The organism is Lactobacillus sp. N54.MGS-719 (assembly GCF_000980505.1).
GTDB lineage: Bacteria > Bacillota > Bacilli > Lactobacillales > Lactobacillaceae > Lactobacillus > Lactobacillus amylovorus.
Genome location: NZ_LARO01000002.1, coordinates 14635 through 38646 on the forward strand (window position 1 = coordinate 14635; position 24012 = coordinate 38646).

A 24012-nucleotide genomic window follows, 5' to 3' on the forward strand; every position below is an offset into this window, starting at 1 on the left:
TAGATCTTTTTTCTTTAATTGAAAAAGAAAGCCTTTACAGGTATCATAAAAGGTGATTGAAAACTAACAAAAACCTTATGCTTATGTAAGGAGGAAAAATAATGAGCGAAGAAAACTATCGTATTGAAAGCGACACCATCGGTCCTGTAAAAATTCCTAAGGATGCTTTGTGGGGTCCACAAACAGAAAGAAGTCGCAATAACTTCCCAAGCGGTGAATTAATGCCAATTCAAATCATCCGTGCCTTTTTGCATTTGAAGAAGGCCGCAGCTGAATCAAACGTTGAGGTTGGGGATGAACCTAAAGAAAAAGGTGAAGCAATTGAAGATGCAATTGATCATCTTTTAGCACTTAATGATACAGATTTAAGAAAAGACTTCCCATTACACGTACTTCAAACTGGTTCAGGTACTCAAAGTAACATGAACGTTAACGAAGTAGTGGCTAACTTGGCCAACAAGCTTCACCCAGGTTTAGGTATTTTGCCTAACGATGATGTTAACCGTGGTCAATCATCTAATGATACTTATCCAACTACTATGAATATCGTTGCTGTTGAAGCCTTAGACAAGCTTGAACCTGCTATCAAGCATTTGATTGATGAATTAGTAGTTAAGGAAAAGAAGTACTGGAAGACTGTTAAGGTTGGTCGTACTCACTTGCAAGATGCAACTCCACTTACTTTTGGTCAAGAATTATCTGGCTACATTTCCGCATTGAAACATGATCTTTCATACATTCAAGAATTGAAGCCAACTCTTTATGAATTGGCTATCGGTGGTACTGCTGTAGGTACCGGACTTAACGCTGCACCAGGCATGACTGAAAAGATTGCTGGTAAATTATCAGAAGTATATGGTCATGAATTCAAGGTTAAGACCAACAAGTTCTGGGGCTTAGCTCACCACTCAGGTCTTGATGTTGTTCATGGCGCACTTAAGACCTTGGCTGCTGATATGTTTAAGATTGCTCAAGATGTTCGTATGCTTGCTTCAGGTCCTCGTGCCGGTTATCACGAATTAAATATTCCAGCTAATGAACCAGGTTCAAGCATTATGCCAGGTAAGGTTAACCCAACTCAGGCAGAAGCCGTAACTATGGCTGCTGCTAAGGTATTCGGTAATGATACAACAATTACTTTTGCTTCAAGCCAAGGTAACTTCGAAATGAATGTCTTTAAGACTGTAATCATTGCAGCATTTCTTGATTCATGTGACATTTTGACTGGTACAATTACTGGTTTTGCTGATAAAATGATACATGGCTTAACTGTTAACGAAGAGCGTATGGATGAATTGCTTGAAAATTCACTTATGACAGTTACCGCATTGTCACCACATATTGGTTATCATGCAGCTGCCAAAATTGCTCAAACTGCTGATAAAGAAGGCACTACCTTGAAGGAAGCTGCCTTAAAGAGTGGTAAAGTTACAGAAGAACAATATGATAAATGGATGGATTACATGAAGATGACTAATGTTGATCAATCCACTCCAGAAGAATAAGGGATGTAGTATGCCAAATAATAAAGAATTAAAAAATAAATATGATGCAATAATTGTTGGTTCAGGTGGTACTGGTTTAACAGCAGCACTTCAAGCTCGTGAACTTGGTTTGAATGTTGTTATTTTGGAAAAGAACGGTAAAACTGGTGGTAACACTAGTCGTGCTTCTAGTGGTATGAACGGATCTGAATCATTGGTTCAACTTGATGAAGGAATCATTGACAACAACCGTGACTTTTACGAAGAAACTTTAAAAGGTGGCGGTTTATTAAACGACCGTGCAATGCTTAAGTACTTTGTTAACCACTCCGCTATTGCAATTAGCTGGTTAATGAAATATGGCGTTCGTTTGACTGATTTAACCATTACCGGTGGGATGAGCGTAAAGAGAGCTCACCGTCCAGGTTCAATGGAACCAGTTGGCTTTTATTTGACGTCACGTTTAACTAACCAAGTTAAAAAGGCCGGTGTAGATATCTTTACTGGTGCTAAAGTAACTAAATTGTTGCAAGACAAGAATGGCAATGTTAACGGCGTAGAAGTTGAAACTGATAAAGGCGTTAAAACAATTAAGGCTAAGGCAGTTTTGCTTGCTACTGGTGGCTTTGGCGCTTCTAAAGAAATCATCAAGAAGTATCGTCCAGATTTAGTTGACTACAAGACTACCAACCAACCAGGTGCTACTGGCGATGGGATTAAGCTTGCTAAAGAAATTGGTGCGCAATTGATGCAAATGAACTTTATTCAAGTTCACCCAACTGCAGATACTGATAACCCACACGTTTACTTAATCGGTGAAGGTTTACGTGGTGAAGGTGCTATTTTGGTTAACAAGGCCGGCAAGCGTTTTGTTAACGAATTAAACACCCGTAAAATTGTTTCAAGTGCGATTACTGGTTTAAACGAAGACGGTGCATACTTGGTCTTCGATTCAGGTGTTCGTGCTCATTTTGCAGCTGTAGAATTTTATGACCACATTGGCTTGGTTAAGGAGGGCAGCACTTTGGCTGACTTAGCTAAGGAAATTGATGTTGATCCAGAAAACTTAGCTGCCACAGTAGATGAGTGGAACAAGGCCGTTGAAAACCACAAGGATAAGGAATTTGGCAGAACTACTGGTATGGATCGTGAATTAAACCGTGGACCATACTACGCTATTCACATTCACCCAGCTATTCACTACACTATGGGCGGAATTCATATTAACACCGAAACTCAAGTATTGGATACCAACGGTAACGTAATTAAAGGTCTTTATGCAGCTGGTGAAGTTTCTGGCGGACTTCACGGCAACAACCGTATTGGTGGTAACTCAGTTGCTGAAACGGTTATCTTTGGTCGCCAGGCTGGTATTCAAATGGCTAAATACGCTAGAGAACACAAATAAATCTAACCGAAAAAGAGACAATGAGAGTTGTCTTTTTTTCAATATATTTGTTAAGAAAAGCACAATATTAACGTAATTAATTAATAAATAGTGTCTAATGTAAGCGCTTAGTGTATAATGGAATATGTAGAAAATTACGTTTATGAAAGGACTAATATAACTTATGAGTAGAAAAGTATTTCTTGTTGGTGATGGTGCCGTAGGTTCAACTTTTGCAAATGACTTATTGCAAAACGCTACTGTTGATGAATTGGCAATTTGCGATGTAGCTAAGGATCGTCCAGTTGGTGACTCAATGGACCTTGAAGATATCACTCCGTTTATGGGTCAAACCAACATCCACCCAGCTGAATACAGTGATGCTAAAGATGCTGACGTTTGTGTAATTACTGCTGGTGTTCCTAGAAAACCTGGTGAAACTAGACTTGATTTGGTTGCTAAGAACGTTAAGATTTTAAAGAGCATTGTAGAACCCGTTGTTGAATCAGGATTTAAGGGTGTATTCGTTGTTTCCGCAAACCCAGTAGATATCTTAACTACTTTAACTCAAAAGTTATCAGGCTTCCCTAAGAGCCGTGTAATTGGTACTGGTACTTCACTTGATTCAATGCGTCTTCGCGTTGAACTTGCTAAGAAGCTTAATGTTCCAGTTGCCAAGGTTAACTCAATGGTTCTTGGTGAACATGGTGATACTAGTTTTGAAAACTTTGATGAATCAACTGTTGATGGCAAGCCGCTTCGCGACTATGCAGAAATTAATGACAATGTTTTAAGTGAAATTGAAACTGACGTCCGCAAGAAGGGCGGCAAGATCATCGCTAACAAGGGTGCTACATTCTATGGTGTTGCAATGATGCTTACCCAAATCGTTAGTGCCATCTTGGACAACCGTTCAATCTGCTTGCCATTATCAGCACCAATTAACGGCGAATATGGCATTAAGCACGACTTGTACTTAGGTACTCCAACTGTTATCAACGGTGAAGGTATTGAACAAGTAATCGAAACCAAGCTTTCAGATGCTGAAAAGGCTAAGATGCTCAACTCAGCTGATAAAATGCAAGAAGTTTTATCTGGTATTGAACTTTAATTGATATAGATATATTAAGAAAAAGGCGTTCATTGAGCGCCTTTTTTTGCTTGCTAGATAATACAAAAGAAGGTATTATTATGATTAAAGAATTAATAAGAAATTAGAGACTAACGAGGTAGGATATGACAGTTATTTCTGATCAAGAGATCGCAGACTTTTCTGCCGATTTCAATACTAATAGCAAAAATCAAGTTGCTTCACGTGCTGCTCGTCGTAGCGGATTACTTGAAGCATCCTTTAACGATCGCGTTTCAGAACGTTTAAACCATGTTTTTTCAACTGAACTTGATGTAGGTGGCGTAACTGACCAAAAGCATTCTGGTCGTTGCTGGGAATTTGCCACATTGAATGTTTTGCGTCATTACTTTGGCAAGCAAAACAAAGTAAAAGATTTCACTTTCTCACAAGCTTATAACTTTTTCTGGGATAAGATTGAACGTGCAAATGCCTTTTATAATGCAATGATCCGTTTGGCTGATAAGCCACTTAACGACCGCGAAGTGCAATCATGGTTAGCTTTTGCTGGTGAAGACGGCGGCCTTTGGAGCATGGCCATCAACCTAGTTAAAAAATATGGTGTTGTACCTTCATACGCAATGCCTGAAAGTTTTAACTCCAACAATACTACTGGTTTGATCGATTCTTTAGCACGTAAGGAAAGAAAAGATGCTATTGCTTTACGTAAATTAGTGAGTGAAGGCAGTTCACAAGATGAACTTGAAAAGGCTAAGAAGCACTTTTTGAATGAAGTTTACCGCATGGTATCTGTTGCCTTAGGCGAACCACCAAAGAAGTTTGACTTGGAATACCGCGATGACGACAAGAAATATCACTTGGAAAGAGACTTAACTCCACGTGAATTCGTACAAAAGTATTTCAAGGATTTTAAGTTTGATGATTATGTAGTTTTATCAAACTGTCCTAACCACGAATTTAACAAGCTTTACCATATGCCACTTTATGACAATGTTGATGGCGGTGATCAAATTAAGTTTTTGAATGTGCCAATTGAATATTTGGCTCAAGCTGCTGTAGCACAACTTAAGTCTGGGGATGCCGTAATCTTTGGTAACGACGTTTTGAAGCAAATGGAAAGAAAGACTGGTTATCTTGATACCGAACTTTACCAAACCGATAAATTATTTGGTGTTGATACCAAGATGAGCAAGGCTGATCGTTTAGCGACTGGCGAAGGTTTTGCTACTCACGATATGACCTTAGTCGGCGTTGATGAAGATCACGGCCACATTCGCAAGTGGAAGGTTGAAAACTCTTGGGGCGATAAATATGGTCACAAGGGCTTCTACGAAATGAGCCAACCATGGTTTGAAGATTATGTTTACGATGTCGTAGTTAGAAAAGAATTTTTGACTGATGAACAAGTTAAATTGGCAGAAGGTCCAGCAATCGACCTAAAGCCATGGGACAACATTGGTTAATAGCTCAAAGCCTAGTTCTTACTAGGCTTTTTTCTTTTGCCTATAAAAATAACAAGTTATTTATGAACTAATTTCACAAGTTAATATATTTTTATAAAATACTAAAAAATCGATATTTATTTAAAGATGCTTAAATTTCGAATAAAAAGTATATAATACTATGTGAAAACATTCATTTTTAAAATTTAGTTTATTAAAGCTAAGCAGGGGAAGAAAAAATGAAATATCTAGAAAGAGTAAACTACAAAGGCTTTATTTGGCCTTTAGTAATGGGGATTGTGTTGTGGCTGATCACTCCGTGCGGCCTAGTGGATTAACTCCTCAAGCATGGGAAATGTTTGCTATTTTCGTAGCGACTATTGTGGGATGTATAACAAAGCCGCTCCCAATTGGTAGTACCACGCTTTTAGGGATGGTTGTAACTGTCTTGGTTGGAATTGCTCCAGTTAAAGACGGGGTTAACTCAAAAGGTGTTGTCGTTCAAACTGGTATTTTGAGTTCATTCGGTAACTCAGCTGCCCGGTTAATTGCGATGGCCTTTATCATGGCTCACGGTATTAGCAAGACTGGTTTAGGTAACCGTGTCGCATACCTCATGATTAAACGTTTTTGTAAAAAATCAATTGGTATCGGTTATGCGATTACTGGTTTGGAATTGATTATGGGTGCTTTGATTCCATCAAATAGTGCTCGTACTGGTGTGTTACTTGGCTAGTAGTTGAATCAATTTCTAATGCTTTTGGCATTCACTGGCGCAATCAACGCATCAACCACGCACTATGCTAACGGTCCAGCTTCTATTTTGGCTACGACGGGCTATGTCAAACAAAATGAATGGTGGAAGATGAACTTTGTTTTAGGTATCGTCTACATCTTGATCTTTGGTATTGTTGGTACTTTATGGATGAAAGTTATTGGTGTCTGTTAAAAGTAAAGTCAATCTGGGATAACCGGGTTGCCTTTTTGTGTAATAGAAAGTAAGGAAAAATGGAATTTAAAACAAATGATAATGTAACTTTACATTACAGTGATACTGGTGAAAAAGATAAGCCAGTTTTGCTCGGAATCCCAGGAATCGGTGGTTCTAGTCAGATGTGGCGCGATTTAATTAACTTATTTAAGAAGGATTATCGCTTCATTATGCTGGATCCAAGAAACCAAGGAAAATCTGAACGTACTTATCGCGGACAACGCATTAGTCGTCATGCCGCAGATCTAGAAGAATTACTAGTTAAACTAGACTTGCATGATGTTGTTGCAATTGGCAACTCCATGGGTGCCGCCAACATCTGGGCTTATTTATCCATCTATGGCAAGGGTAGACTCAAGGCAATGGTTGACTTGGATCAATCACCAAAGATGATCGCCGACAAGAATTGGAAGTATGGTTTTAAAGATCTAAATTGGGATAACTATCCTGAAATGTTAAAGCTAGATTTTGGCAAGGCTTTTTATCACCATATTGATGACGAAATGTTTGAAGCAGCTAAGAAGGAATATCAAGAATTTCCTTATGATCCGGAAGAAAACTATAAATGCTTAGTTGAACATGCTGAGCAAGATTGGCGCGACGTGGTCATGGATATGCCTGTGCCACTTCTTGTAATTGCTGGGGCTAAATCGCCATATTTCAATCCTGATTTCATTAAGGCGGTTAAATTCTTAAATGATCAGGTAGAAACTGCTCTAATTCCTGAATGTGGTCACTTACCACAGGCAGAACAACCTGAAAAAACACATGAGATCATCGCTGATTTTTTGAAAAAATTAAAAATTTAGTGATTAAATTAAAATAATTAAAATTTGGGAGTACACTGAATTTGTGAAAATAATTACTTGTTATTAATGCTTAGTAAGGTGGCATGTTTATGGACAAAGTCGTTGATTTATTTTTAAACGACTCCTCGACTAGAAAAAAGTGGGAACTGGTAGTGTTAGTGGCAATGTTTTGAAGTATATCGGTGTTAAAAACGATAATGCTTGAACAAGGTAGTCACCAATTTGATGAATTACCTAACCCAAGAAAAGACTTTCCATTCCTTTATTTTTACGAAAGCAAAGTATGCGGCAAGCTTTGAACACTTGCACTTCAATCTCTTGGCGAAAACTGACGAGGCAGCCTTTCTTGAAAATGGTACGCCTGATATCCAAGACTACTTGCATGACTTGCCCAAGATTGACGATCAAGCTAATAAGAAGATAGCTGCGATTGTGATGAATGCTAATCCGTTCACGCTAGGTCATAAACATTGACTTCCGGTACAATAACATTTCATGGCCTAACAGATACTAAAGAATCTCCATTGATTATTATTAATGTTGGAAAAAATGAAAATCTGACTTCATTATCGTCTGCTGCCAATATGGATTTATATTATGGTAATGAAAAAATCGATTCATAAGAATATCATAAATATTCCAATCGTATTTTATGGAATTTTGGTAGCAATTTACAAGAATTGAAAATTGCTAATGGTCATTTCATGGGAAGTATTTTAGCTCCAAATGCTGTATTTGATACTGGATTTAATGTAGATGGTAACATAGTAGCTAAAGAAGTTACTATTGGTAGTGAAAATCACCGTTGGGATTGGATGATGCCAGCTTATCCAGTTGTTCCTAATCCCCAACCAGAACCTGAACCAGAGCTCCAACCTAAACCAACACCAAATTCTGATCCTGAACAACCTAACTTCTTCCCACCAGCTCTAAAGATTCAGACGAGCCGGAAACACCTCAATTTGGTGAACCCCAAGTCAAAACTCATTTACCTGATGCAGGTACAGTTAGCCAAGCTCCAGCGACCAACAATAATGAGGAAGTATTCTTTCAACCTCAAGCAAAACGCCATTTTGGCAAAGCAGTACTGACCGATAAAAAGACAAAAACAGTTAAAAAAGCCAAGACTGCTACAACCGCAGTTAAGGTGGATAAACCAGTTATCAAACATATCTCAGTAAAAAAGGTAGTCACTCCTCAAGTTAAAAAAGTAAATAAAAAGGTGGCAACTACACTTCCACAAACTGGACAAAAGCAAAATCATGTTACTTTACTTGGTTTGGTCTTAGGCGCTGTATCAATAATGATCGGCTTCTTCGATCAAGCCAAGAAAGAATAAATTAATCCTTAATAAACTTATGTCCCAAAAAGTCCGAGCAATCGGGCTTTTTCTTTTACAAACAAAAAAGTCCACGTTTCCGTGGACTATATTTGCGTATACAATATTCATTCCTTGCGTATTTTTATTATTGCATATTTGGAATTAGATTTCACTTATTTTGTCTTGAAAACAATTTTTTGTTAAAGTAAGAAAATAAGTATTTTTGAGGGGGAAAAGTAGATGGAGAGTTGGCTATTTTTAGCCTTAATTTTAGTAGTAGCATTAGTTGGAAAAAATATGTCATTGATTATTGCGACAGGGGTTGTGATGCTATTCAAATTACTACCTTTTACCAGTAAATGGCTGCCAACAATTCAAGCAAAAGGAATCAACTGGGGCGTGACTGTCATCTCAGTCGCAATCTTAATCCCTATTGCTACCGGACAGATTGGTTTTAAAGACCTAATCAAAACTTTTAAAACACCAGCAGGATGGATCGCAGTTTTAGCAGGTATCTTAGTCGCTATTTTATCTAGATATGGCGTTGACCAATTAGCCGCCGTACCACAAGTGACCGTTGCCTTAGTGCTCGGTACGATCATCGGTGTGGTGGTCTTCAAAGGCGTGGCAGCTGGCCCCGTAATTGCCAGCGGTATGACATATCTAGTGATCACCTTATTTAATCTGCACTTTTAGATGTATAATTAGAAAAAAGAAGGTGGACTAAATGACAATAATTGTTCACGAAAATATAGGTAAAGAACTAGACGATTATCTAGAACGACGTTTGCGCAATTATGAAGTAATTACACCGCCAATACCTAAAAAGCCAGAGATCGTTACCTTAGAAGACGACGATAAAAAGAAGAAACATCATAAAAAGGATCGCTAAATTGATAGCGATCCTTTTTAATTATACAAATGGATTATAGAAGCGGCCGTGATCAAGTTGCCAAAGAAGTACGACAAGTAAAACTAGTACAACGGCTAATCCCATTACCCAAAAATCATCTTTTTTAAATGATTCTGCAACATACCAAGTACGCTTTTTCTTGGAACCAAATCGTCTGAGTTGCATTGCCGTACTGATTGTATCGATTCGATCCAAACTAGTGAAGATTAGTGGCATGACAATGTTTAATGTGCCCTTGATTCGTTTAGATAATTTAGCTTTCTTAGATAGTTCAACACCACGTGCCTGTTGTGCGGCCGAGATGGACCAATAAGAATTTTGAATATCAGGGATGTAGCGCAATGCCAATGCTACGGCATAAGAAATCTTATAGCTGATACCGATGCGATTTAAACTTGCCGCAAATTGACTTGGATTCGTTGTGAGCAAGAAAAGCAGCACGACTGGAATTGAGCAGACGTATTTCAAGAATAAATTAAATAGGTAGAAAACTTCTTGAATGGTCAATGTAAAGTAACCAGCATGAATCAAGATACTCTTTGAATGATAGATATTTTCACCATAAGTTGGTTGGAAAAGGTAAACAAAGAGCAAATTCAAAATCATGAAAGCAACGATAAATTTAACGATAAAAGAAATTTGGCGCCATTTGATGTTTGCTTCCTTAAAAAGATAGATCGAGAGAATACCAATCGCAACTAGAAAACGGGTATCGTAAGTAATCATACAAGCTGCCGAAACTAGCAACATGAAAACTAACTTGGTCGTGGCATTTAGCTGATAGATAAAACCACTCCCTGGTTGATAGCCTAGTATTTGACTTTCATCATGCATATTACTTGTTCCTTTCTGAATTGATGTATGAGCGAACGAATGCGTCAGGATCCCTTAACTGATATTTTTTAGCTAAATCATATAAGCTGGTTCGCTTTAAAGCTGCCTTTCTGATTAAGCTCTTTTCAGTTAAAAGCTTGATTGGCAGAGTATCTGCAATTAATTCACCATCCGCAAAAGCAAGTGAGCGATTGGTGTATTCCATCATGAGGTACATGTCGTGAGTGATAATCATGATCGTTTTGCCTTGCTCATTAAGTTGATTTAAGAAGCTCATGATCTCAGTGTAAGTCTTCCAATCTTGTCCTGCAGTTGGTTCATCCAAGATAAGCAGATCAGGTTCAAGCACCAGAATTGCAGCAATTGTCACACGCTTTTTTTGACCGAAACTTAAAGCAGAAATAGGCCAGTTACGGTAAGGGTAGAGGCCACAAATCTTTAGCGCATGATAGACTTTTTCTTTGATTGCTTCCTTATTATAGTTGCGCAAACGTAAACCCAATGCGACTTCGTCAAAGATCATCTTTTGGGAGATCATTTGATTAGGATCTTGCATGACGTAGCCAATTTTTTCTGAACGTTCTTTGATTGAGAGTGAGGCTAAGTCATCACCGTTAAAAAGAACGCGTCCTTCGTTTGAGATGAAGCCACAGATAATACGGCAAAGGGTAGTTTTACCAGCACCATTTTGACCAACGATTGAAACAAAGTCGCCTTTGTTGATGGTAGCTGTGACATCGTGCAATGGATTAACCTGCAATTTGTTGTAGCGGTGACCAACGCCTTTTAATTCAAGCAAAGGAGTAGTCTCTTCTTTTTCACCTTCCAGTATGCTGTGATTAACCCAGTCTTGCAATTGATGACCGATTTCGGGTTCATCGGGCAGAGCTACAACGGAAGTTAAGTCAGGGATGTTGGCAATATCAATATTGGCTTTTTCCAACGCCTTTAAATAAAGCGGACTTCTAACGCCAATGTCTTCTAATCTGTTTTCGTGTAAAAGATCATTCGGCTTTTTATCAGCAACGATTTCACCATCATTAATTAAAATAATACGATCAAGTGATTGACGCATCACTTCTTCAACGCGGTGTTCGATGATGATTACCGTGGCATTTAATTCCTTTTGAATTTGATCAATTAAGGCCATTGTTTTAACGCCAGAAGCAGGATCCAGGTTGGCTAATGGCTCATCAAAAAGCAGAATAGGTGATTCATCAATTAAGACACCTGCTAAAGCCACAATTTGTTTTTGCCCGCCTGATAAATTCTGGGGTGATTGTTTTAATAAGTGCGAAATATTAAGCTCATCAGCCCAGCGATGTACCGTTTGACGAATCTTGTTTTGCGGCTTGCAGTCATTTTCCAAAGCAAAAGCAATGTCCTCCCCAACGGTTAATCCAATAAACTGACTGTCAGTATCTTGCAAAATAGTTGAAGTAGTAAAAGATAAATCGAATAAATTAGTATTCTGGATATTTTTACCGTCAACCAGGCATTCACCTTCGATATCACCTGTATCGATATTAGGAATCAAGCCGTTAAGACAGCGACCAATCGTTGATTTACCACTACCTGATGGTCCGGCAATGAGAATCTTTTCGCCTTTATTAATATCTAAGTTAATATTTTTCAGCGTTGGAAATGCCTGACTATCATATTTAAATGTAAAATTCTTGAATGAGATAATTGGTTGGGTCATAAAACGCCTTTCTAATCTTCTTTGCGCAAACTGCCTTTTTTGATTTTGGTTCCCGCGTATGCTTTAAGTAGCAGTGTACCCACAATCATGATAGTAATTCCGTTAGAGATCGTTGCGCTGATGCCCTGCACGAATACCTTATTGGCAGGTTCACTGTAAATCAGAATATCGCCGACTGGTGCAACAGCAATCCAGGCGATAGCGTTAGCCAGAATTTGCACGATATTAAAGAAAATAATTTGTTTAAAACCAAAAATGCCGTTTTTAAGATCCAATGGTTTTCTGGAAAGCCCAATTATCAAACCGAAGATTCCTGTGGCTAGAACCCAGCTCCACCAAGTTTGTCCATACATAATAAAGTCAGATAAAGCATGACCAATAAAACCTACTGCAAAGCCAACTTTAGCGCCATAGATTGCCGCAAGTAGGGCAAGAAAAGGGAAGACGAGTTCAATATTGGTGTTAGGAATAGGCGTAGGAATTGAAGTAAAACGGGCTAAAATGACATAGATAGCCGAACCAATTCCGATCGCTACAACGTTTTTAACTGATAAGCCTCTAGTTTTCATAAATTTCTCCAAAAATTAGTATAGGTAAAAGGTATAATTAGAAAGCGGTTACTGTCAAGGCGGGATGCTTTTTCAGATTATTCACATAAAAGTTATTTAATTTGAATATTTTAGAATAATTTATAATAAAATAAGTTACACTTTTCACATTATGTTAAAACAGAACTATATGAATGAAAAAGGGTTAGAAGAATGTTCGCAACGGTGTTTTATTGGTGTGTTGTAGTTGCAGCATGTGCTTGGTCATTAGCAAAGTATGAGAACGGCAACTTATGGATCTTTGCCATTATCAATGCTTTAGGCTTAATTGCATTGGGTATTTTATACTGGATTTATAGTTCACAAGACAACCAATGGTACTGGTTTGCTTCGAAGCAACTCGATATCGCTGGCTTAGTTTATGTATTTTACTTCTACATTGTTTGGGTTGTCTTCCAAGCTATTGCAGGAATTACTAAAAAGACGAAAAAAGCTTAATTGGTTTGGTTAGAAGTAGTCTGGTTCGTTGAATCAGGCTACTTATTTTTGAAAAAAAGAGAATGTCACTAAAAAAGCATTTTAAATTTGTTGATATCAAAACATCCATTCTTTCCCTATATGCTTATGCGCTAGAAGCAGCGTTTATTTTCTATTATTTAGGGGCAAAATGCCTTGGTTTTCTTTTTTGCTGAAATGATTCAGGACAACATGGTAACAGGTATTAATAATGTCATGGATTATCGCCATGCTAAAACTGCATAATCATATGGATATTCGCCGTTTTTACCGATAACCTTTTTAGACTTTTGGTCAATCTTGGTAACTTCATCTGTAACTACATCAACATGCTTTCTACGTGAAAACAGTCTTTGTAAGTCGTACTTAAGTGCGCTAGGATCAACACGATCTGCAGCAACTTCGTGCAAAGAAGTCATCATTGATACTTTAAGCAAAGAATTTAAGGCTAACGGCGCTAACGTAAACGGCATTCAAGTAGTTTCAGGTGCTACTGAATCTTCAAACGACTTCATTACCTATGTATCACAATTGTTGAACGCTGCTCAAAAAGGTAGTATGAAAGCTACTCTTTTTTATTGGAGATTTAAAATTGAAAAGAAAATTACCTGTTGTATTCTTGCTTTTAGTAATGCTTCTTTCTGTAGTTACGGGATGCAGCACGAAGAGTAAGACGCAAAATAAAAGTACAATTAACCTAACCACTAAGCCGACTGAAGACACGCAATTTTTTATGGGTACTGTTTGTACGATCAAGGTTAATAACAAGAATAAGAGTGCAGCGCTAGATGATGGTTTGGCTCGTATTAAAAAACTAGCCGATGAGATCACTATTAACCAAAAGGGCAGTGAAGTTGATAAGATTATTGCTGAAGCCGGTCAAAGTTTCCGCTGATGTTTATGATTTATGCAAGAAAGCATATTACTACAGTCAAAATTCGGATGAATCCTTTGCCATGGCAATTGGGCCAATTACTAGTTTATGGCGGATCGGTTTTCCAGATGCCCATAAGCCAACGTAAAAGCAAATTGATGCTCGCTTGCCACTAGTTAACTATCGTAATGTTAAGTTCAATGATGCAAAATGCACCGTTTATTTAACTAAAAAGAATATGAAACTAGACCTAGGCGGAATTGCCAAGGGCTATATTACCGACCAAGTTAAAAAAATTTTGGTTAAAGATGGTGTAACAAGTGCAATTATTGATCTAGGTGGTAATGTATATGTATTAGGTCCTTCACCAACTAACCACAGTAATTGGACGGTCGGTATTCAGGTCCTAAGAAGAGTCGTGGTACCGCTATTGGTTCTATCCCAGAAATGAATAAGACAATTGTTACCTCAGGTATTTATAAACGTTACTTGAAGGTTGGCAAGACCGTTTATAGTCATTTGATGGATCCTAAGACTGGTTATCCTTTCCAAAATAATTTGATGGGCGTTTCTATTGTGACCAAGAATTTGGTTGATGGGGATGCACTTTCAACTGCTACCTTTGATAAAGGACTGGAAAAAGGCTACCAGTACATTGAACAAAAGAGGGGTACCGACGCAATTTTTATCACTAAGGATAAGAAAGTTTATGTAACTAGTGGTTTGAAGAATAAATTCAAGCTGTTTAAGGATTCAGGCTACAAGTTAGCTCAGATCAAGACGAGGTGAAAAATGAAACAAGAAGAGACAAAGGCATTAAGCAGAGAAATCGGTGATTATGTAGCTGCAAATACCAATGTTATTTGGGTAGATGATCATACGATGCAAATTGCCACAATGATGATTGATGCTTATGGTGATACGGTTTATGTCTGGGTAGACGAAGCAGAAGATCATTGTCGTGTTAGTGACGGCGGTCGGATTTTATTCAAGCTTGACCCTAATGATGAAGACGTAGAACTAAATGATACGGCAAGAGAAATTGCTTTAGGATCAGGTTATCAATTTGACGATGAGCACTTTGAAATTTATGTCGATGTTGATCGCAAAAATGTTGCTCAAGCTGCGATGAAATTAGCACAATTACAAGTAGCGATTTCATATTTAGGCTAAAAATACATCCCTAAACTCCAGTTTTAGTAGTTCAGGGATGTATTTTTATCTTCAGTTTTCTTCGGACATCATTAATCATTAGCAGGGATCCTTTCTACATTAACATCTTCCGGCTTTTGCCCATTTAAATCAAAATTAGCAACAGTCTCATTTAAGTTCATCATGCTTTCTACATCTGGAATACAAGATTCAGTTCAAAACTCCTTATATATCACCTCACTGCCGTTGTAAACCGCTTACAATAAAAAGCTTAAGAAAAGCCGCAACTTTTGTTGCGGCATTTTTTAAGCTTTTTTCTTATTATCGTGTTGCATAAAAATAAAGAAAGCAGAAATAATGTTGATGATTACGGCAGGCAAAGCCAGGACAGCGGTAAAGCCATAAAGAGCATTACCAACCACGCCTAATATTGGTCCAATCATGGAAATTTTTAAATTATGTGCTTGAACAATGGCAATAGCATTAATAATTACGCCGGCCCAAGCAAATAGGTAGTAGAACATCGCCATTCTAGTGGTGAAACTTGCGCCGAAAATAGCGAACCATGAAGCGATGAATAAGAGGCAGTTAAACAGGTTAATGGCCCCGATCCATAGGTCGAATTTAGTTTTTTTCATTTTTTCCTCCAAAAATTAGTCTTCATGTTGCAGTACTCGCTCTGCGATAGCATCGTTGATTACCAAGTGAGTGATAATACCGCTACGAAGTGCTCCAAGCAAGGCCTCTGACTTAAAGCGATTGCTTACAACGCAAAAACGAATTGGTGTTTTCATGATATCCTTCATTGAAATACCACAGATATGCTTTTCAATGGAAGGAAAGAAGTTGCCATTGATATCGTAAGGACGGCCCATTATCATGCCTGCCACTTTATCTTGAGGGATATCTTTAAATAATTTTGGTCCGTAGTTAGTAAGTAAGAATTGGTTAGTTCTGAAAGAATCAAAGTTTCCTAAGCCAGTAAACAACAATTCAAGATCATGGTAGCAGTTTTCAATTATCTTGAAGTATGGTTCAGTTCTTAAAATAGGAATGATCTTAGGATTAATGATATATAGTGGTGCAGGCAGATTTAAACTGTGTGCATGCAAACTGTCAGCCGCTTCTTGAGCTAATGGATTCTTACGTCTGTTAGCGTTGATTGGTTGACCTAAAAGCTGCACGAAGTAAAGCTTAGTCAAAGTTCCTTCAGAAAAATCATTGATTATGCCGCGCATGGTTGCCCCCCAACTAACTCCAGCTATCTTAGTATTTTGTAAGTAGTTTTCGATTTGTTTAGAGGCAAAGTTGATGACAGCTTCACTATCGTCTTCCTTATCTTCATAGCAGTGCAAGATGAAGACTTCTTTTAAACCAAATTTCTTCTGAAATTCGCGCTCTAATAACTGATTGCGTTTGACGCCTTGGGTAATTTGAATTTTAACAATACCGCGCATTTCGGCATCATCCAGCGCCTTAGTAATTAAGTAGCGTGATAAATTGTATTTTTGTGAAATCTCGCCAATGTTTAATTTGCTTAAATAAAAATCATGAGCAATATCGGCTAATTGTTCATCTGTTAATTGTGCCACTTTAAATTTCTTCCTTTATGTCTATTTGTCTTACTCTCTAAAAAATATTATAAGTTTAAAGTAATAAAAAAGGAGTACTTATTTTTAAAAATATAAAATTTTATGCCGGACTTGATAAAAATCCTGTGGTAGAATAAAAGAGCTATAATTTTGCTAAAAATCAAGGATAGAGGAAAGTAATCATATCAATGAATGAAAAGGAACAAGAACATCATTTATCTGAAAAGCACCATATGAAAATTCTATGGGAAGAGTTCTTCAAGAGTGATGATGATACACTGGCCCAAGATGCAACCCTAGTTGAAAAAGCTTCGATTGTAGGTAGAGTTGGCATCATGCTTTTAAGCTGCGGTACAGGAGCTTGGCGTGTGCGTGATTCAATGGACACAATCGCAAGAACGCTCGGCATCACTTGTTCAACGGATATTGGTTTGGTATCGATTGAATATACTTGCTTTGACGTTGATAATGAATCATACTCGCAAACCTTGTCTTTGCCAGCTACTAGTGTAAATATGACCAAGTTGAATGAGTTGGAGAAATTTGTCCGCCAATTCGAAGCTGGTGATGGACAATGGACTATTGGTCAAATTCATAAACGTTTGCGTGAAATTGCAAATCAAAAGTCGGCTTATTCTTCTGTGATTGCTGGGTTAAGTTCTGGTCTTGCTTGTGCTGGATTTATTTTCTTGTTAGGTGGCGGCTTGCCAGAAGTTATTTGTGCCTTTTTTGGCGCGGGAGTCGGTAACTATGTCCGTTCACTTATGGGTAAACGGAAAATCACTTTGGTAGCCAAAATTGCAGTTGCAGTTGCGGTAGCCTGCGTAGTTTACTTTGCCTGCTTCAATTTAGGTACGCTACTCTTTCACTTGGATCACCACCATGCCTATGGTTATATTGGCGCCATGCTGTTTGTTATTCCGGGATTCCCATTCATTACGTCAGGACTCGACATGTCCAAACTGGATATGCGTTCAGGACTTGAACGACTTACTTATGCAATTTTGATCATTACGATTGCGACCATGGCTGGTTGGGCGGTAGCTACTGTTTTGAATCTCCATCCAGGTTCTATGCTTAAGCTTAAGATCGATCCAGGCATGTTAACATTCTTGCGTTTGATTGCCAGCTTTTGTGGGGTATTCGGCTTCTCGATTATGTTCAACAGTCGACCAAATATGGCGGCAACAGCAGCGATTATTGGTGCGATGGCTAATACGCTTCGTTTGAGTTTAGTCGACTACGCTTACATGGCTCCAGCTTTGGCAGCCTTTATCGGTGCGCTACTGGCTGGACTTTTGGCAAGTGTTGTACGACAAAAGGTTGGTTTTCCAAGAATTGCGATTACGGTTCCATCAATCGTAATTATGGTTCCAGGACTATACATGTATCGTGCAGTATTCAATTTTGGGATTACCAACATCAACATTGGTGCCTTCTGGATTACTGAAGCATTAATGATCGTGATTGCTTTGCCTTTAGGACTTCTTGCTGCTCGTATCTTGACTGACAAGAAGTGGAGACATGCAGATTAATATTTAAGGACGAACCATGTGGCTCGTCCTTTTTTTGCTAAATGAGGAAAGAGAAATGCATTATTTTATTACTAGTCAAGAAAATCTTACTCCTTCAGCGATTGAAATTGCGCAGATGCAGCGAGTTCATTACTGGTGAATTTCTGGGATTTTCAACCGCGGCGTCAACTTGAATGAAGTAGGCGTGTCTACTATAAGAAGTGTCATTTTGACCATTAGAAGGAACATGAAAAGAACCGTCACTTGATTGATCAACAGAGAAGTCAGATGAATTTGAATGAGCTTTTAGATAATCCTCAAAAGCTGTTTGTTCATCTGGATGAGTAGTTAAGTAACTATAAATATTTTGTTGATCGGAATCTACTGTTTGAGCATTTTCTTTAACTTCAGTAGTTTGCTGAGATGCATTATTTTCGTCTGCGTGAACAAGGTGACTATTGCTTAAGAAAAATGTAGTAATAAGTGCTACTGCAGCTAGGCCAGCTGACAATTTACGAAAACCAAATTTTTTACCGTAAAGTTTGGCATTAAAATCTAAATCATTTTTATGTTCCATAATATTTAAACCTTTCTTGGAAATTAAGATTTTTTATAACACCTTTACAATAATATTCTTAAATAACAAAGTTACACAAAAAATACAAAAAATCTTATAGAAGTATATGGGCATAGCTATAGCTATGATTACAGATTGGTAGGGATTTCATTTAATAATATAAAATAACAGCGATTTTATATAAGTATATAAAAAAGAAGCAATATAAAATTACTCCTTTTTAAATATAAATATTATTTTAGTCGTTGTTTATTTTGCGATTGCTAATGCGGTTACCACGAAAGCGGCAATCATTGCAACTGTAAAACCAATGATACCCAATAAAATATTCATTTCAGTCATCTTCCTCTATATATGTTACTTCTATAAATGTGGCATAAATTAAGTGTAACATAAAAATCGTCCAATGACTGAATAAATTGTAAGCGTTTTTATTCAAGCAGATCAGCAAACTTAGCTTCTGTAACTTTGGCCAAGTCTTCTGGATTTAAGAAAACACTGCGTCCAAGTTTGCCACTTGAAACACCAACTTCGTCTGTTTCCTTCATTGTGTTATCTAGATAGATAGGGAAGTGGTGCGTAAAGTGAATACCAATAGGAGTATTAGCACCATGAACGTAACCCGTTGTCTTTTCTAGTTTCTTTAAAGGAAGCATTTCACATTTCTTATTTCCAGAAACCTTAGCAAGTTTTTTCATGCTTAAATGTTCAGTAACTGGTACAACTCCGACAAGTGGGCCGGTTTTATTTCCTTCACATACCAAGGTCTTGTAGACGAATTGCTCTTTGTCCCTTAGAATAGAGGTGTCCATTTGCGCAACTCCACCTTTATCTTTGGTGACCGCAAATTCGGCTTGACGATACTTGACCTTATGTTGGTCTAATATTTTTTCGACTAATGTTTTCTCAAGTTTATTCTTTTTATTTTTCTTCTTTGACATATTTATCACCTTTAACCATGATAGCATTGCTCAAAGAAAATCCCAAAGGAGTTTATATATTAATGAAGTTACTTATTATTAAAATTGACACAAGTCATGAAGTAGAAGATGCTTTAGGCGTTTATGCTCAAGACAACTTAAATGCACTCGGCATTGAATCAAGAAAGCGCAGCGACTTTGAACAAGCCGGTTGGCTTCATGATTCGACTGTCGTTGAGATGGACGACATCAAAGATTTGCCTAAGGACACCTATTTCTATGCCTACTTTGATGAAGAAGCTGATAAAGATGAACTTGTTAGGAAATTCCAAGCTAAGCTCAAGGAACTTGCAGGTTATGGCTTAAACATCGGTGAAGGTAAGATCACTACTTCTTATATCAAGGATCAAGACTGGAACACTGCTTGGCAAAAGTATTACCACGTAATCGACTTTTCAAGACACTTGGCTATTGTACCTGAATGGGAAGACTACAAGCCTGCCTTTAGCGATCAACAATTGATCAAGCTTGATCCAGGTCTTGCCTTTGGTACAGGTAACCACAAAACTACGCAACTAGCTATGATGGGACTTGAACGTGCCATGATTAAGCCAATGAGCGTAGTTGATGTAGGTACTGGTTCTGGTATTTTGGCTATTGCTGCTTCCAAGCTTGGCGCAACCGATGTTTTAGCTACCGATATTTCAGATGAATCAATGACTGCAGCTAAACAAAACTCAGCTTTGAATGATTTAACCAACATTCGCGTACAAAAGACTAGTTTGCTTGCTGATGTTAAGGGTAAATTCGATATTATTGTAGCTAACATTTTAGCTGAAATCTTGCTCGACTTAATTCCACAAATGGATGCTCACTTAAATGATGGTGGTCAAATCATCTTCTCAGGTATTGATTACTTACAATTGCCTAAGATTGAAAAAGCCTTAGATGAGAATGGTTTTAAAATTGACTTGACCATGAGACAAGGTCGCTGGATTGGGTTAGCTATTACTAGAAAAGAAAAATAAACGTGGTAAAATATTATCAATTAAATTAAACTTTGATGAGAGGCACAAATTTTTAATGAAAAAAATTGGGGATAAGATAAAAGAAATTTCAGTAATCAAGAAGTTAAATGCCCATGCATGGATGCCGCTTGTCTGGTGGAGTATTTTGGTGGCAATTTTGCCATACATTTTCAGTATATGCCGTTTGCCAATAGTTTTTAGAGTTGGTTTGCTGTTTTTCATCATTAATGGCGTGATTGCCTATCATTTAGGCAGTTTAATCAGTCGTTTGAACTTAAGCAGATGGTGGTTAATATTGATGCCAGTCGTGTTCGATTTAGCGATTTTGCCAAAATTTGCTCTGTATAATTTAATGTTTGGTTTGATTTATCTAATAATCGAACTCTTCGGACTACTGAATAAAAATATTTACCGTTAGAGGGGATGACCTTAATGTCCAAATATGTTGAAATGACTCATGATCAGGTAATTGATGCCTGCAAAAAATATATGAATGATAAGCAAGTAGCTTTTGTAGAGAAAGCATATGAGTTTGCCAATAAAGCTCATGCTGGACAAAAAAGGGCATCTGGCCAACCTTATATTATTCACCCTACACAAGTTGCCGGAACGCTTGCAACCTTAGGCCTTGATCCAGATACAGTGGCTGCAGGATTTTTGCACGATACTGTTGAAGACACGCCAGTAACCAATGATGAATTGAAAGAAAAATTTGGCGAAGACGTTGCTTTTATTGTTGATGGCGTAACCAAGTTAAACAAGTACGAATATAAGTCACACCAAGAATTTTTGGCTGAAAATCACCGTAAAATGTTGATTGCGATGGCTAAGGACCTGCGGGTAATCATGGTTAAATTGGCTGACCGTTTGCACAACATGCACACATTGCAGCACCTGCGTCCAGACAAACAACGCAGAATTGCTTCAGAAACCATGGATATTTATGCTCCGCTGGCCGATCGTTTAGGTATCGGGACGATCAAGTGGGAGCTGGAAGATATGAGTTTCCACTACTTAAATCCTGAAGCTTACTACCGTATTGTTAACTTGATGGATGTTAAGAGAAGTCAACGTGAAAAGTACATTGCTGATACGATCAAAACGCTTAAGAAAACTTTAGATGAATTAGGCATCAAGTACGAAATTTACGGTCGTCCAAAGCATATTTACTCCATCTACAAGAAGATGGTGAATAAGCACAAGGACTTCGATGAGATCTATGACTTGCTGGCTGTTCGTGTAATTGTTAAAAATGTCCGTGATTGTTACGCAGTTTTGGGTGCCGTTCATACCGAATGGAAGCCAATGCCAGGACGTTTCAAGGACTACATTGCTATGCCAAAGGTAAACGGCTATCAATCACTTCACACTACCATCATTGGACCCGGCGGTCGTCCACTTGAAATTCAAATCAGAACTGAAGCTATGCACCAAGTTGCTGAATACGGTGTTGCTGCCCACTGGGCATATAAGCGTGGCAACTTCAATGGGGTTGAAGCTACTTCATCAGGTAAAAAGCTAGACATGGTTCGTGAAATCCTTGAATTGAAGGATGAAACCAAGGACGCCGGCGAATTTATGAAGTCAGTTAAGAGTGATATCTTCTCTGACCGTGTTTACGTCTTCACGCCAAAGGGCGAAGTTTACGAATTGCCAAAGGGCTCTGTAACTTTGGACTTTGCGTACGCAATTCATACCCAAGTAGGAAGTCATGCAGTTGGTGCCAAGGTTAACAATAAGTTGGTGCCACTTGACTACAAGTTGAGAAATGGTGACGTCATTGAAATTATGACGCAAACTAATGCCACACCATCTCGTGACTGGGCCGACATGGTTAAGACCTCAAGAGCACGCAACAAGATTCGCCGCTACTTCAGAGGACAAGACCGTGAAGAAAGCATCAATCACGGTGAACAAATGGTAGCCAATATGATTCGTGAAGAAGGACTTGCTCCTAAAGACTTCATGGATAAAGAGCACATTGAAAGATTATTGGACCACTTCAATTACCATACTGAAGAAGAATTGTATGCCGCAGTTGGTTTTGGCGATTTGTCAGCTCAAGCCGTTGTTAACCGTTTGACCGTTGACTTGCGTCGTGAAGACGAGAAACAAAAGCAAAAGGAACTCGAAGAGAAGATTTTGAATTCTGGTCAGCAATCTGTTCAAGAAGAGCAGCCAAAGAAGAATTCAAATTCTGTCATGAAGGTTAAGCATAAGAATGGCGTCATGATTCAAGGCGTCAGTGACTTAATGCTTCACTTGGCTAAGTGCTGTAACCCAGTTCCTGGTGATAAGATTATCGGTTATGTTACTAAGGGCCGTGGTGTTACTATTCACCGTACCGATTGCCGCAACATTACCAAGGAAGCTGAAGAACAAGGGCGTTTGATTGATGTTGAATGGGAGAATGTTGAAGAAAACAGTGTTCAATCATTCAATGCCAATATCGAAATCTTTGGCTACAACCGTTCAAACTTGCTTAGCGACGTCATTAACAAGTTGAACTCACTTACCAAGAACATCAATAATATTTCTGGTAAGGTTAACGAAGACAATATTGCTCATATTTATGTCACAGTTGCGGTTAAGAATGCTAACCAGCTTGATGAAATCTTGAGCAAATTGCGTGATATTCCAGATGTTTATGAAACAAAGAGGTCAGATAATTAATGCGAGTTGTAATTCAAAGAGTCAATCATGCGCAAGTCGATATTGCTGGCGAGACAGTTGGCAAGATTGGCAAAGGATTTTTGCTACTAGTTGGTATTAAAGAAGGGGATGAACTTCCCGTAGTCAAAAAGGCAGCCGATAAGGTTGCCAAAATGCGTATTTTTGAAGATGAAGATGGTAAAACTAATTTGTCTTTAAAAGATGTACATGGTGAAATTTTGAGCGTTAGTCAATTTACTTTGCTTGCTAATACTAAGAAGGGTAATCGCCCTAGTTTTGTTGAAGCAATGCGTCCACCAAAGTCCAAAGAACTTTGGGAAGATTTCAATCATGAGCTTGAGCAAGATGGCTTCCATGTTGAGACTGGTGAATTTGGCGCCGACATGCAAGTTAGCTTAGAAAACGATGGTCCATTCACAATTGTGTTAGATCTTTAGAGAAAATCGCTTTCAAAGGTTGACTTTAATACAATAAAAATATAAGCTAAAAAAGAATTATCGATGACAAAGAATGAAGATTAGCAAAGATCTATTTAAAGAGACTGCTCATTGTGGTGAGAGAGCAGATAGATAGCGGTCTGTGACACCTTTAACAGATAATGGATCGTCTGGCGAGCGTTAATCGCAGCAACCAAAAAGGTGGTAC

The 24012-nt window shown here is 38.1% G+C and carries 23 protein-coding genes and 4 pseudogenes; 19 read left to right on the plus strand and 8 right to left on the minus strand.

All coding sequences use genetic code 11. The features are described from left to right. The first annotated feature begins 101 nt into the window (after nucleotides 1-101). The 11 genes and pseudogenes from WS44_RS00430 to WS44_RS09720 all read left to right on the plus strand — a co-directional run bounded on the left by WS44_RS00430 (nucleotide 102) and on the right by WS44_RS09720 (nucleotide 9416). Nucleotides 102-1505: a class II fumarate hydratase gene (locus WS44_RS00430; protein ID WP_046432472.1), complete on the plus strand. Its 1404-nt coding sequence runs from the start codon at nucleotides 102-104 to the stop codon at nucleotides 1503-1505. A 10-nt stretch (nucleotides 1506-1515) separates the two neighbouring features. Further along, entirely contained in the window at nucleotides 1516-2892 is a 1377-nt protein-coding gene (locus WS44_RS00435; RefSeq protein ID WP_046432475.1) for a flavocytochrome c, read from the plus strand. A gap of 163 nt (nucleotides 2893-3055) precedes the next feature. Beyond that, the gene (locus WS44_RS00440) at nucleotides 3056-3982 is read left to right on the plus strand and encodes an L-lactate dehydrogenase (protein WP_013437721.1); all 927 of its coding nucleotides are present in this window, start codon (nucleotides 3056-3058) and stop codon (nucleotides 3980-3982) included. A 125-nt stretch (nucleotides 3983-4107) separates the two neighbouring features. After that, nucleotides 4108-5424 carry a C1 family peptidase gene (locus tag WS44_RS00445; protein ID WP_013437722.1) on the plus strand — a complete coding sequence of 439 codons (1317 nt, stop codon included), beginning with the start codon at nucleotides 4108-4110 and terminating at the stop codon, nucleotides 5422-5424. 218 nt (nucleotides 5425-5642) lie between these two features. After that, a pseudogene (locus WS44_RS00450) lies at nucleotides 5643-6352 on the plus strand (anion permease). A gap of 59 nt (nucleotides 6353-6411) precedes the next feature. Further along, nucleotides 6412-7203, plus strand: coding sequence for an alpha/beta hydrolase (locus WS44_RS00455; protein WP_013641797.1), 792 nt, complete (start codon nucleotides 6412-6414; stop codon nucleotides 7201-7203). 89 nt (nucleotides 7204-7292) lie between these two features. Continuing rightward, nucleotides 7293-7674, plus strand: a pseudogene (locus WS44_RS10250) ([citrate (pro-3S)-lyase] ligase); the annotation flags it as partial. Nucleotides 7675-7847: 173 nt separating this feature from the next. Next, a pseudogene (locus WS44_RS00465) lies at nucleotides 7848-8294 on the plus strand (collagen-binding domain-containing protein); the annotation flags it as partial. Between the two features lie 56 nt (nucleotides 8295-8350). Beyond that, nucleotides 8351-8542: an LPXTG cell wall anchor domain-containing protein gene (locus WS44_RS00470; RefSeq protein WP_013641799.1), complete on the plus strand. Its 192-nt coding sequence runs from the start codon at nucleotides 8351-8353 to the stop codon at nucleotides 8540-8542. A gap of 222 nt (nucleotides 8543-8764) precedes the next feature. Continuing rightward, on the plus strand, nucleotides 8765-9220 hold the full coding sequence (locus WS44_RS00475) for a DUF441 domain-containing protein (RefSeq protein ID WP_013641800.1): 456 nt from the start codon (nucleotides 8765-8767) through the stop codon (nucleotides 9218-9220). 31 nt (nucleotides 9221-9251) lie between these two features. Further along, nucleotides 9252-9416: a hypothetical protein gene (locus WS44_RS09720; RefSeq protein ID WP_013437729.1), complete on the plus strand. Its 165-nt coding sequence runs from the start codon at nucleotides 9252-9254 to the stop codon at nucleotides 9414-9416. 21 nt (nucleotides 9417-9437) lie between these two features. Here WS44_RS09720 and WS44_RS00480 read toward each other — a convergent pair whose 3' ends face one another. Genes WS44_RS00480 through WS44_RS00490 form a run of 3 tightly spaced genes read right to left on the minus strand, consistent with a single transcriptional unit; the run spans nucleotide 9438 to nucleotide 12542 of the window. Then, nucleotides 9438-10271, minus strand: a complete 834-nt coding sequence (locus tag WS44_RS00480) for an energy-coupling factor transporter transmembrane component T (RefSeq protein ID WP_013641801.1) — start codon at nucleotides 10269-10271, stop codon at nucleotides 9438-9440. 1 nt (nucleotide 10272) lies between these two features. Next, nucleotides 10273-11973 (minus strand): ABC transporter ATP-binding protein, encoded by a 1701-nt coding sequence (locus WS44_RS00485; protein WP_013641802.1) that lies wholly within the window; start codon nucleotides 11971-11973, stop codon nucleotides 10273-10275. An 11-nt stretch (nucleotides 11974-11984) separates the two neighbouring features. After that, entirely contained in the window at nucleotides 11985-12542 is a 558-nt protein-coding gene (locus WS44_RS00490; protein ID WP_013641803.1) for an ECF-type riboflavin transporter substrate-binding protein, read from the minus strand. 204 nt (nucleotides 12543-12746) lie between these two features. Here WS44_RS00490 and WS44_RS00495 point away from each other — a divergent pair, with 204 nt between their 5' ends. Beyond that, nucleotides 12747-13019, plus strand: a complete 273-nt coding sequence (locus WS44_RS00495) for a hypothetical protein (RefSeq protein ID WP_288145666.1) — start codon at nucleotides 12747-12749, stop codon at nucleotides 13017-13019. 239 nt (nucleotides 13020-13258) lie between these two features. Here the strand turns inward: WS44_RS00495 and WS44_RS00500 are convergent, their stop codons facing one another. Continuing rightward, nucleotides 13259-13510 carry a hypothetical protein gene (locus WS44_RS00500; protein ID WP_248616412.1) on the minus strand — a complete coding sequence of 84 codons (252 nt, stop codon included), beginning with the start codon at nucleotides 13508-13510 and terminating at the stop codon, nucleotides 13259-13261. Between the two features lie 119 nt (nucleotides 13511-13629). Between WS44_RS00500 and WS44_RS00505 the strand changes: the two are divergent. Together WS44_RS00505 and WS44_RS00510 are read left to right on the plus strand one after the other, a co-directional pair. After that, nucleotides 13630-14700: pseudogene (locus tag WS44_RS00505) on the plus strand (FAD:protein FMN transferase). A 3-nt stretch (nucleotides 14701-14703) separates the two neighbouring features. Further along, nucleotides 14704-15084, plus strand: a complete 381-nt coding sequence (locus tag WS44_RS00510) for a DUF1828 domain-containing protein (protein ID WP_046432485.1) — start codon at nucleotides 14704-14706, stop codon at nucleotides 15082-15084. A 284-nt stretch (nucleotides 15085-15368) separates the two neighbouring features. Here WS44_RS00510 and WS44_RS00515 read toward each other — a convergent pair whose 3' ends face one another. Together WS44_RS00515 and WS44_RS00520 are read right to left on the minus strand one after the other, a co-directional pair. Continuing rightward, nucleotides 15369-15701 carry a hypothetical protein gene (locus tag WS44_RS00515; protein WP_046432488.1) on the minus strand — a complete coding sequence of 111 codons (333 nt, stop codon included), beginning with the start codon at nucleotides 15699-15701 and terminating at the stop codon, nucleotides 15369-15371. A 15-nt stretch (nucleotides 15702-15716) separates the two neighbouring features. Beyond that, nucleotides 15717-16655: a sugar-binding domain-containing protein gene (locus WS44_RS00520; protein WP_046432491.1), complete on the minus strand. Its 939-nt coding sequence runs from the start codon at nucleotides 16653-16655 to the stop codon at nucleotides 15717-15719. Nucleotides 16656-16843: 188 nt separating this feature from the next. Between WS44_RS00520 and WS44_RS00525 the strand changes: the two genes are divergently transcribed. After that, complete coding sequence (locus tag WS44_RS00525) at nucleotides 16844-18190, plus strand: threonine/serine exporter family protein (protein ID WP_046432494.1); 1347 nt, start codon at nucleotides 16844-16846, stop codon at nucleotides 18188-18190. A gap of 94 nt (nucleotides 18191-18284) precedes the next feature. On the opposite strand, the gene WS44_RS00530 is transcribed toward WS44_RS00525, so the two are convergent. Continuing rightward, a complete protein-coding gene (locus tag WS44_RS00530; RefSeq protein ID WP_205838287.1) occupies nucleotides 18285-18746 on the minus strand; it encodes a hypothetical protein in 462 nt (153 codons plus the stop codon). A 431-nt stretch (nucleotides 18747-19177) separates the two neighbouring features. Then, a complete protein-coding gene (ybaK, locus tag WS44_RS00535; RefSeq protein ID WP_013437740.1) occupies nucleotides 19178-19687 on the minus strand; it encodes a Cys-tRNA(Pro) deacylase in 510 nt (169 codons plus the stop codon). Nucleotides 19688-19749: 62 nt separating this feature from the next. Here ybaK and prmA point away from each other — a divergent pair, with 62 nt between their 5' ends. The 4 genes from prmA to dtd are packed head-to-tail and all read left to right on the plus strand — an operon-like array spanning nucleotide 19750 to nucleotide 23804. Then, a complete protein-coding gene (prmA, locus tag WS44_RS00540) occupies nucleotides 19750-20694 on the plus strand; it encodes a 50S ribosomal protein L11 methyltransferase (protein WP_013641810.1) in 945 nt (314 codons plus the stop codon). A 55-nt stretch (nucleotides 20695-20749) separates the two neighbouring features. Beyond that, a complete protein-coding gene (locus WS44_RS00545; protein WP_013437742.1) occupies nucleotides 20750-21112 on the plus strand; it encodes a hypothetical protein in 363 nt (120 codons plus the stop codon). A gap of 14 nt (nucleotides 21113-21126) precedes the next feature. Further along, nucleotides 21127-23367: a bifunctional (p)ppGpp synthetase/guanosine-3',5'-bis(diphosphate) 3'-pyrophosphohydrolase gene (locus WS44_RS00550; RefSeq protein WP_046432497.1), complete on the plus strand. Its 2241-nt coding sequence runs from the start codon at nucleotides 21127-21129 to the stop codon at nucleotides 23365-23367. Then, the gene (dtd, locus tag WS44_RS00555) at nucleotides 23367-23804 is read left to right on the plus strand and encodes a D-aminoacyl-tRNA deacylase (protein WP_013641812.1); all 438 of its coding nucleotides are present in this window, start codon (nucleotides 23367-23369) and stop codon (nucleotides 23802-23804) included. Before WS44_RS00550 ends, dtd begins: the two co-directional genes overlap by 1 nt. Nucleotides 23805-24012 lie beyond the last annotated feature (208 nt).

Excerpts from the sequence above, each read along its gene's own strand:
- WS44_RS00430 (WP_046432472.1), top strand. The coding sequence starts at position 102 with ATGAGCGAAGAAAACTATCGTATTGAAAGCGACACCATCGGTCCTGTA.
- WS44_RS00435 (WP_046432475.1), top strand. The coding sequence starts at position 1,516 with ATGCCAAATAATAAAGAATTAAAAAATAAATATGATGCAATAATTGTT.
- WS44_RS00440 (WP_013437721.1), top strand. The coding sequence starts at position 3,056 with ATGAGTAGAAAAGTATTTCTTGTTGGTGATGGTGCCGTAGGTTCAACT.
- WS44_RS00445 (WP_013437722.1), top strand. The coding sequence starts at position 4,108 with ATGACAGTTATTTCTGATCAAGAGATCGCAGACTTTTCTGCCGATTTC.
- WS44_RS00455 (WP_013641797.1), top strand. The coding sequence starts at position 6,412 with ATGGAATTTAAAACAAATGATAATGTAACTTTACATTACAGTGATACT.
- WS44_RS00475 (WP_013641800.1), top strand. The coding sequence starts at position 8,765 with ATGGAGAGTTGGCTATTTTTAGCCTTAATTTTAGTAGTAGCATTAGTT.
- WS44_RS09720 (WP_013437729.1), top strand. The coding sequence starts at position 9,252 with ATGACAATAATTGTTCACGAAAATATAGGTAAAGAACTAGACGATTAT.
- WS44_RS00480 (WP_013641801.1), bottom strand. The coding sequence starts at position 10,271 with ATGCATGATGAAAGTCAAATACTAGGCTATCAACCAGGGAGTGGTTTT.
- WS44_RS00485 (WP_013641802.1), bottom strand. The coding sequence starts at position 11,973 with ATGACCCAACCAATTATCTCATTCAAGAATTTTACATTTAAATATGAT.
- WS44_RS00490 (WP_013641803.1), bottom strand. The coding sequence starts at position 12,542 with ATGAAAACTAGAGGCTTATCAGTTAAAAACGTTGTAGCGATCGGAATT.
- WS44_RS00500 (WP_248616412.1), bottom strand. The coding sequence starts at position 13,510 with ATGCCGTTTACGTTAGCGCCGTTAGCCTTAAATTCTTTGCTTAAAGTA.
- WS44_RS00510 (WP_046432485.1), top strand. The coding sequence starts at position 14,704 with ATGAAACAAGAAGAGACAAAGGCATTAAGCAGAGAAATCGGTGATTAT.
- WS44_RS00515 (WP_046432488.1), bottom strand. The coding sequence starts at position 15,701 with ATGAAAAAAACTAAATTCGACCTATGGATCGGGGCCATTAACCTGTTT.
- WS44_RS00525 (WP_046432494.1), top strand. The coding sequence starts at position 16,844 with ATGAATGAAAAGGAACAAGAACATCATTTATCTGAAAAGCACCATATG.
- WS44_RS00530 (WP_205838287.1), bottom strand. The coding sequence starts at position 18,746 with ATGGAACATAAAAATGATTTAGATTTTAATGCCAAACTTTACGGTAAA.
- ybaK (WP_013437740.1), bottom strand. The coding sequence starts at position 19,687 with ATGTCAAAGAAGAAAAATAAAAAGAATAAACTTGAGAAAACATTAGTC.
- prmA (WP_013641810.1), top strand. The coding sequence starts at position 19,750 with ATGAAGTTACTTATTATTAAAATTGACACAAGTCATGAAGTAGAAGAT.
- WS44_RS00545 (WP_013437742.1), top strand. The coding sequence starts at position 20,750 with ATGAAAAAAATTGGGGATAAGATAAAAGAAATTTCAGTAATCAAGAAG.
- WS44_RS00550 (WP_046432497.1), top strand. The coding sequence starts at position 21,127 with ATGTCCAAATATGTTGAAATGACTCATGATCAGGTAATTGATGCCTGC.
- dtd (WP_013641812.1), top strand. The coding sequence starts at position 23,367 with ATGCGAGTTGTAATTCAAAGAGTCAATCATGCGCAAGTCGATATTGCT.